At 59.9% G+C, this 8,543-nt stretch carries 8 protein-coding genes; 2 read left to right on the top strand and 6 right to left on the bottom strand.

Annotation, left to right across the window (positions count from 1 at the left end; genetic code table 11):
- Positions 1 to 105 precede the first annotated feature (105 nt).
- The 4 genes from BQ17_RS00935 to BQ17_RS00915 all read right to left on the bottom strand — a co-directional run bounded on the left by BQ17_RS00935 (position 106) and on the right by BQ17_RS00915 (position 4,708).
- On the bottom strand, positions 106 to 840 hold the full coding sequence (locus BQ17_RS00935; RefSeq protein ID WP_089723884.1) for a 4'-phosphopantetheinyl transferase family protein: 735 nt from the start codon (positions 838 to 840) through the stop codon (positions 106 to 108).
- 324 nt (positions 841 to 1,164) lie between these two features.
- Complete coding sequence (gene dapE / locus BQ17_RS00930; RefSeq protein ID WP_089723883.1) at positions 1,165 to 2,298, bottom strand: succinyl-diaminopimelate desuccinylase; 1,134 nt, start codon at positions 2,296 to 2,298, stop codon at positions 1,165 to 1,167.
- The gene (gene dapD / locus BQ17_RS00925) at positions 2,298 to 3,119 is read right to left on the bottom strand and encodes a 2,3,4,5-tetrahydropyridine-2,6-dicarboxylate N-succinyltransferase (RefSeq protein WP_089723882.1); all 822 of its coding nucleotides are present in this window, start codon (positions 3,117 to 3,119) and stop codon (positions 2,298 to 2,300) included. Before dapD ends, dapE begins: the two co-directional genes overlap by 1 nt.
- A 551-nt stretch (positions 3,120 to 3,670) precedes the next feature.
- Positions 3,671 to 4,708, bottom strand: coding sequence for a cyclase family protein (locus tag BQ17_RS00915; protein WP_218067991.1), 1,038 nt, complete (start codon positions 4,706 to 4,708; stop codon positions 3,671 to 3,673).
- Positions 4,709 to 4,915: 207 nt separating this feature from the next.
- On the opposite strand from BQ17_RS00915, the gene coaE reads away from it, so the two are divergent.
- Positions 4,916 to 5,521, top strand: a complete 606-nt coding sequence (coaE, locus tag BQ17_RS00905) for a dephospho-CoA kinase (protein WP_089723880.1) — start codon at positions 4,916 to 4,918, stop codon at positions 5,519 to 5,521.
- Positions 5,522 to 5,840: 319 nt separating this feature from the next.
- Positions 5,841 to 6,221 (top strand): FUN14 domain-containing protein, encoded by a 381-nt coding sequence (locus BQ17_RS00900; RefSeq protein WP_089723885.1) that lies wholly within the window; start codon positions 5,841 to 5,843, stop codon positions 6,219 to 6,221.
- 283 nt (positions 6,222 to 6,504) lie between these two features.
- Here BQ17_RS00900 and BQ17_RS00895 read toward each other — a convergent pair whose 3' ends face one another.
- Complete coding sequence (locus BQ17_RS00895; RefSeq protein ID WP_256091429.1) at positions 6,505 to 7,170, bottom strand: thiol:disulfide interchange protein DsbA/DsbL; 666 nt, start codon at positions 7,168 to 7,170, stop codon at positions 6,505 to 6,507.
- Positions 7,171 to 7,397: 227 nt separating this feature from the next.
- Positions 7,398 to 8,309: a 4-hydroxybenzoate octaprenyltransferase gene (gene ubiA / locus BQ17_RS00890; RefSeq protein ID WP_089723878.1), complete on the bottom strand. Its 912-nt coding sequence runs from the start codon at positions 8,307 to 8,309 to the stop codon at positions 7,398 to 7,400.
- Positions 8,310 to 8,543 lie beyond the last annotated feature (234 nt).

The following is an 8,543-nucleotide window of genomic DNA, read 5'->3' as shown; positions in this document are numbered from 1 at the left end:
AACGACCACCGTATCGGCCTCATGTTCCAATATAACCGATTGATTTTTAAAGACTCACATCGGGAACAACTCTATTGCACCGAACTATTCATGCGTGACGCGATATCAGTCGGCACTCAAGGTCATGGTGACCCACTCCCCCACCGGCGGCAGCCGTCCGCGCGCCACGGCAGCGATGAACCCGGGCTCGGGTACGCAGTGCTCGATCTGCAGGGCATCCTGAGCCGCTGGCTGGTGACGATCGAGGAGACCACGACCGTCTGCCTTGACCTGGGCCTCGAGAGCCGTCCAGGCAATGTGAAACTGCTGCAGTCGGTCTTCCGGGGTCGCGGCGGCGATTCGAGCCGCCTGCTCGGGGGTGAACATCCTCTCAGCGATGGCGACCATATCCCCCCGGTCCCGTATCTGCTCGCAGTCGACACCGACCGGCGCGCCCACGGAAAGGGCCACCAGGGCCAGATCGCCGCTGTTCGTCAGGTTAAATTCGAGACCGGAGGCGGTATCTTCGAGGAGCGGTTTTCCCGCCTTGCCGTATTGAAATCCAATCGCCTCGGGTTCAACGCCGAGGTAACCGGACAAGATCATACGCAGCCCGGCCTGGGCGCGTACATAGCGTGCGCGGTGGCGGTCGAACCTCAGCTTCGCGACCCGCTCGGACTCCCGTTGAGACAACAGAGGCCACAGCTGCGCAAGCGGCGCACCCTCGCATCCGGTGCAGATCTTCCACAGATGCAGCCCACCTGGGGATAAACCGGGTGGATGGGCCGCCGAATGCCAATAGTCGACAGGGGGAACGGCCTCCAACGATAAGCATCCGAGCGATCGATGAAGAGGGGTCATGAAAGTAATCCGTTTTTCTTTCTTGGTCGGAGTCGCAAAAGGCACTGATCTTCGCCCTTTGACCCCCTCTCCCCAACCCCTCTCCCGGCGGGAGAGGGGCTTTTGCGACACCCTTCAAGGGGCGGGGAGGATTCATTGCAACGCCATTAAGGTGAACCTTCGTAATTGTTCAACCGCAGGAGGGCATCTATGTAGCGATCGGTTTGGTCGAGGCCCCACTGCTCCGCAGAGTGGATCCGGATGTCTGTGAGGTCCGCCTCTGCCCTCGCCGAAAGACGATAGGTCGTTTAACCGCACGAGTTCGGCGACCTTCCGCCTTGATTGCTAACCTCGAACGAGCAGCTTGTCCAAAATGCGGCCGTAGATGCGCGAGAGCCGTGTCAAATCCTGTACATCGACGCACTCGTCGATCTGATGGATGGTGGCATTGACCGGGCCAAGCTCTAACACTTGGGCCCCGGTCGGTGCGATGAAGCGGCCATCCGAGGTCCCGCCGGCGGTCGAGAGTTGGGGTTCTATCCCTGTGATCTCGGCGATGGCGGCGCGCGTCGCGTCCACCAGGACCCCCTCGGGGGTCAGGAATGGATTGCCGGAGAGACGCCAGTCGAGGTCGTAGTCGAAGCCCCCCCGGTCGAGGATGGTCGCGACCCGGCGCTTGATGTCGTCCGCGTCGAGCTCGGTGGAAAAACGTAGATTAAACTGGGCCTCGAGCCGACCGGGGATGACATTGTCCGCACCCGTGCCCATGTTGAGATTGACGACCTGGAGGCTGGTCGGCGGAAAGCAGGCATTCCCCTGGTCCCAGACCTGGTTGACCAGCTCGGCGAGTGCCGGTGCGCAGGCATGCAGGGGATTTTTGGCCCGCTGGGGATAGGCCACGTGTCCCTGTTTGCCATGCACGATAAGCTGGCCGCTGATGCTGCCGCGTCTTCCGTTCTTGATCATATCCCCCAGCCGCTGGTCGCTGGATGGCTCTCCCACCAGGCAATAGTCGATCTTCTCCCCCCGGGATTCGAGCCTTTCTACCACCTTTAGGGTCCCGTCCCGGGCCAGGCCTTCTTCATCGCTGGTGATCAGAAAGGCGATGGAGCCGGCCGGGTCCGGGTGCTCGGCGAGGAACCCCTCGGTGGCGGTGATCATGGCCGCGAGGGACCCCTTCATGTCGCAGGCGCCGCGGCCGTAGAGCCGGCCAGCGCGGACCACCGGGTCGAACGGGTCCGAGGTCCATTGCTCCAGTGGTCCGGTCGGCACCACATCTGTGTGGCCAGCGAAGCAGAACAGGGGCCTGGCATCGCCACGGCGGGCCCAGCAGTTCGTCACCTCGCCGCAGGGTAGGGGCTCGATCTCGAATCCCAGATCCGCGAGCCGCTCGCACAGGAGTGCCTGACAGCCCGCGTCCTCGGGTGTTATCGAGGGACGACGGATCAGCTCGGCGGCGAGCTCCAGCGTAGCGGACATCAGTCCCTCAAGAGCTCGTTGATCTCTACCTTACTGCGGGTCTGCTCGTCGACCTGTTTGATGATGACGGCGCAATAGAGGCTGTGGCTGCCGTCTTTGGCCGGCAGGCTGCCGGGGACCACCACGGCGCCGCGGGGGACTCGACCGAACCCGATCTCGCCGGTCTCGCGGTTGTAGATCTTGGTACTCTTGCCGATGTAGACGCCCATGGAGATGACGGCACCTGCTTCGACGATGACCCCCTCGACGATCTCCGAGCGGGCGCCGATGAAGCAGTTGTCCTCGATGATGGTGGGTGTTGCCTGGACCGGTTCGAGCACCCCGCCGATCCCGACGCCGCCGGATAAGTGCACCTTCTTGCCGATCTGGGCGCAGGAGCCGACCGTGGCCCAGGTATCCACCATGGTGCCTGAGTCCACGTAGGCCCCGATGTTCACGTAGGAGGGCATGAGCACGCAGCCGGGCGCGATGTAGGCGCCGTGGCGGGCGGTGGCCGGCGGTACGATGCGGACGCCCTCGGTGGGGAAGTCATAGGGGGGATTACGGCGGGCGTACTTTGGGGTCACCTTGTCATAGTAATCGGCGTAACCGCCCGTAATGAGCCGGTTATCCCGGATGCGAAACGAGAGCAGCACCGCCTTCTTCACCCAGTCGTTGACGATCCAATCACCGTCACGCTTCTCGGCGACCCGCAGTGCGCCCTTATCCAGTCGATCGATGGTCGCGAAGACCGCATCGTACAGCTCCGTTTCCACGTTGCGTGGCGATAGATCGGATCCTTTGTCGAAGGCCGCTTCGATAATTTTTTGATGGTTGCTCATTAGATCACTCCCAACGTCTGATTAGCGTCGTGTTGCGTTGCGCCGCGTTCAACGCCGTGCCTCCTAAGCGTTTTCGCGCGCGGCTTAACGCAACCTACACACAAAGCGAGGTCCGCGCGGGCCGGCCGCACGGCGGGGGACCCATGGGTAGGTTGCGTTAAGACGCCGGCACCGGCACCACAGTCGATCAGCGAGCCTTTGAGCGTCGTAACGCAACCCCTCCGGTCCCCCAAACAGCGCCGAATCATTCAGGATTGCTGAAAAAAGGATGGTTCCTTTCCCATCCCCCCGCAATCCGTAAGAGAGCCAGGATTACCTCTTTTTGGACAAAAATTGATTCAACTCTTGTAGCTTTTTGGGATGCTCCCGCTTTCTCTGCTGCTGCTCAACGGTGGACAGGAAGCGCCCCCGCTGAAGCCTCAGGTTTCCTCGGCTCAACCTGGAAGTGCATTTCTTTTCCAGGAAATCCTGGAAATCTTCCGAAATTTCTTGATGAGAAATCGCCATCATAAATTCCCCTTCATAGTTTTATCGAGACCCTATGAGATGGGCTAATAGATTGCAACCGGATTGCCGGGCGATCCTGTAGCGCCCTTGATCTTGAGTGGTGCGTAAACGAATAGGAACTCATAGATCTTGTCGGCGATCAGCTTGCTCAGATCGAGATTCTCCAGGCCCCAGATGCCACGTTTTGTTTGCAGGCGAATGTGACATTCAAAGGGTTGTCGATTCTCGCCGGTGAAATCTCTCAGCACGGCCTCGATAGACAAACTGTCAGACCCGTTCAGGCTGATCCCGCGTTCAGCAAGGTACTCGCAAGCGGAAATTCCAAATCCTGGTGTACCTGCATTGAATGCCGCCACCCGTCGCGCTTTCTCGGCGGCATCGAAACTGTCCCAGTCCGTCGGATGCCACAGATCACCGTGGCCGGTATACAGAAAGACACAATCGCCTGGGTTGATTTGATTCAGGCCCTGCTGTTTGAGCATGGTGCGGACATCGGTATCGGTAACGATACCCGGATCCTCGGCATCATTGCTTTCAGGAATCGGCAATCGACAGCCGCGCAGCGCCACGGCATCCAGCACGACACCTCGACACACGAAGCCCTTTTCGGCTACAAACTCGACGCCTAACGGACCTAACCCGTAGGCAGTGATATTCTCATCTTCAAGAAACCGGCCGTTGTAGAAAAATTTGCCTTGCGAGGTCTGCACACCAATATGCCCCGGCCCGTCGAACTGGGTGCCGATCTGCCCCAGCTCGGCCGCGACATACTCGTCGTTATAGACGAGTCGCTGCGGTCCGAAAGGGCCGCCGGTCGGTAGTCCGGGAATCATCATGCGCCAGCTCCGTCTGCCGAATGTCGGCATATCCTGGGCATAGACCTTTCCCAGCGTGACCACCTTGCCCTGCTTGACAAGGCCGACCGCACGCAGGACAACCGCCGGGGTAATCCGATTTGCCGCACCGATCTTGTCTTGGGCGCCCCATTCGCTCGGCGCCCAGTTTTCGCGTAGCGGCTCATCATTTACGCTGGCACTCGGCTGCTCTGCCGCCAGCTGGGAGGAGCCGAGTGTTATCACCACGAACAGCCGGAGACCAAAATAAAGATCGCGTATAGGTGTACCCCCAAGATCAAGCCTGGATAGTCGTTAAATTATAGTAGGTATAATTGTTTTTAGAAAAATACTCTCTTCCGATTCTACATACGGAACTAAATAAGCATAGTCATTTACAGCTACAACAGAAACCAGTTGGTTTGGGTAACGTTTCCGATACGAGGATACTCACATATGTTGGTCGTAGCCCTGACCGGGGGGGTGGGCAGCGGCAAATCCAGCGTCGCCGTCCGCTTGGGCGGGATCGGGGTGCCCGTTATCGATGCCGATGCCATATCCCGCGATCTTACGGCCCCGGGCAACCCGGTCCTGGATCTGATCGCGGAGGCATTCGGCGCCCGTTTCATCGACGCCGCCGGACACTTGGATCGGGCCGCCATGCGCGCCCTGGTCTTCTCGGACACCGCGGCACGCGCGCGTCTCGAATCGATCCTGCACCCGCGGATCGTCTTGGAAATGCAACGGCGGTTGGCAAAGCTCTCGGCACCCTATGCCGTGCTGGAGATCCCCCTCTTGTTCGAGGCCGGGCAGACGGCGCTCGCCGACCGCATACTGGTGGTGGATCTTCCCGAATCGGAGCAGATACGCCGTGTCCGGCACAGGAGCGGTCTGGATGTGGCGGAGATCCAACGCATCATCGACAGCCAAGTACCCAGATCCCAGCGCCTGGAAGGCGCGGACGACATCATCGACAACAGCGGCGATCCGCAAGCGCTCGAAGAGCAGGTGAACCACCTCCACCGCTATTACCTGGAGCTCGCGGCCACTCGATACGCTTGATCGAGACCCGATACCTTTGCAGCTACCTGTCAGGTCCCGGATGATTAGATGGTGCTGATATTTAGTGTTCCGATTCCGATTCGGAGATTCGATGGGCACGCTTCGCTTGGTGCATCCTAACCAACAGCCACGGTGCGGAAATCTCCGCGGAATGACTGAAACCTTGAGATCAGTTTGATGGACGCTTGCTTTGCCCATCCTACGTGGGTTCGCGGTTGGTTGTGTCCCCTCCGCCCAAGGTTGGCACGTGCGTTGATCCCCTGCGGAAAAGCCGTTAAGGTTAGGGTAGTTTTCCGCACCATCGAAGGGGACTATGCTGATGCTTGACGGTATCCTGCAAACACAACCGGCATCGCCTCCTTCACCTCCAACGGCGCCGGCGGCAGGAGAAGCTGACCTCTTCTCGTCCGGATTCTTCCTTCGGCTCGGCTTCTCTTTTATGGTGGGTCTGGCCGTCGGCTATGCCCTCAAGGTCGCCTTCAAGATCGCGCTGGTCGTGGGTGGTTTGCTGCTGGTCTTGCTGTTCAGCCTCCAGTACAGCGGCATCATCGAGGTCAATTGGGCCGGGATGGAGTCGAACTATGACAGCTTCGTCGACTGGCTGACGGCATATAGCGGGGCGCTGAAAGATTTCATTGCCGATAATCTCTCCAGCGCCGCTTCCTTCACCGCCGGTCTGCTGCTGGGTCTGCGTTTCTAGCAATCCCGAATGATTTGGCGCCGTTCAGGGGACCGGATGGGTTGCGTTACGACGCTCAAAGATCCAAACCGGGTAGGCAGACGCTCATCGCATCCTACGGGCTGATCGTCTGCCAGGTCAGTGCCGACATTTAACGCAACCTACACTCACATGACCCCTCGCGCGGCCTGCCCGCGCGGACCTCGCATTGAGTGTAGGTTGGGTTAGGCGCACTGTCCGATCCCGAAGCACAGCGACAGCGCCGAACGCGGCGTAACGCAACAGGACGCTACCGAAACACCGCTCAATCGGTTTGACTTTTCTTTGAGGATACCGCTCGCTCAGCCTCTTCAGCCTTCGGCTGACCGACCTCGATTCCAATCAGGTAGTCGATTACCTGGACCATCTTTTTCCTGCTGCCGACCTGGGCAGGGCTGGTGCGGTATTTGCCGTTGACGATCACCGTGGGTACGCTGTCGATGCCGAAGCCTTTAGCACTCTCCCGTGCCTGCTGCACCTGCATATTGACGGAAAAGGAGTTGTAGGCAGCGCGGAATGCTTTCCCGTCGATGCCCTGCGCCTCGGCGAAGGTCACCAGGGCATCCTCGTCCCAGATGGCCTGTTTGTCCTCATGCAGGGCGCGAAACAGGGGCAAGTGGAACTGTTCGCCCTTCCCGATCTGCTCCGCGGCGTAATAGGCCTTGGCGTGGGGCTCAACCCTGGCATTGAAAATCACCGGCATGCGCTTGAACTCGACGTTCTCGGGCTTGGTCGCGAGCCATTCCTCGAGTGTCGGCTCCAGATAGAAGCAATGCGGGCAGCTGTACATGAAGACCTCCAGGACCTCGATCTTCTCCCCGCTCTCGGTAGGTTGGGGCCTGGCCAGCTCGGTATAGTCGATCCCCTCATCGATGGCCCAGGCACGGACCGCAATCAGCACGCCAAAGGCCACTCCCAGTAAGGCGTTCATTCTCATTCTCATCGCTTTCGTTTCTCCTCTGTTTGGCCGGAGACCGGCAACCCCATCATCCTTAGATTGGATGAGTCCCTAGTACCCCGTTTCACCTAGGTAGGCTGCGTTAAGACGCCGACATCGGCGCCACTGCCCGTAGCCCAACATCCACATCTATTATGCTGTGTGCAGGAACACACAGGCAGGCAGCGAACGTATCTTTCCCCCAAACCGCGTCAAATCATTCAGGATTGCCAGCCCAGGGCATAGTCCGCAGCCAATCCGAGAAACACGGCCATCCCCAGATAATTATTGTCAAGGAAGGCCCGGAAGCAAGCCGCGGGCTCACGGTTCCGTATCAGATACTGATGACGCACGGCCAAGGTAGCGGCGACGCTGAGGCCGACGGCATACCAGGCGCCCCGCCCTGCCAGATATCCCACGTAGGCCAACAGGCCCAGCAGCAACACCTGCAACAGGCCAATGATCAGGCGATCATAACGACCAAAGAGGATGGCGGTAGATTTGATTCCGACCTTCAGGTCGTCCTCCCGATCCACCATGGCATATTGGGTATCGTAGACCAGGGCCCAGGCCACCGCAGCGCCGAACAGCAGCCAGGCCGACGCGGGCACCGATCCGGTGACGGCGGTGAAGGCCATGGGCACGGCCCAGCCGAATGCCGCCCCCAGGAACAGCTGGGGCACGTGCATATAGCGTTTCATGAAGGGATAAACGACGGCAAGTCCCAGGGCGACTACCGACAGGGCAACGGTCCGCCAATCGAGAAGCAAGACCAAAGCAAAGGCGGCCAGGCTCAGTACCAGGAACACCCCCAGGACCTCCCTGGGATCAATGAGACCAGCCGCAAGCGGCCGTCCCCGGGTGCGGGTGACCTGGCCGTCGAGATCCCGATCCGCGAAGTCGTTGATGGCGCAGCCCGCGGAGCGCATCAGGACGACTCCGGCCACGAAAACGAGCAGGATCCCCCAGGGCGGGTTTCCCTCCCCTGCAATCCAGAGCGCCCACAGGGCAGGCCACATGAGCAGGAAAATGCCGATGGGCCGGTCCAGACGCACCAGCTTGGCGTAGAGGACCAAGCGCTCCCGCCAACCCAGAACACCCGGACGCTCGATCTTGACTTCAGGAAGATTCATGGCGGGTAGTGGTTAAGGTTTAAATGGAAACATCGCCACTAGCAGTAGGTTGGGCACGCCACGTGCTGCATTCCCTCTGCCAGTGGGAGAGGGGCGAAGCTCGTAGGTTGGGCAAAGCCGCCAGGGACGGCGGCGTGCCCAACAAATCATTTAAATATTAAGGCTCTTTATGGATTCCGGACTGCTTTGGAGTGCGCCGGCAAAGCGGCGCGGCCGCATCGAACCTCAGCCACG

Origin of the sequence: Candidatus Thiosymbion oneisti, assembly GCF_900092655.1 — a bacterium.
GTDB classification, from domain to species: domain Bacteria; phylum Pseudomonadota; class Gammaproteobacteria; order Chromatiales; family Chromatiaceae; genus Thiosymbion; species Thiosymbion oneisti.
The sequence above is the reverse complement of the archived record's forward strand: the minus strand, read 5'-3'. Positions and strand labels throughout refer to the sequence as shown.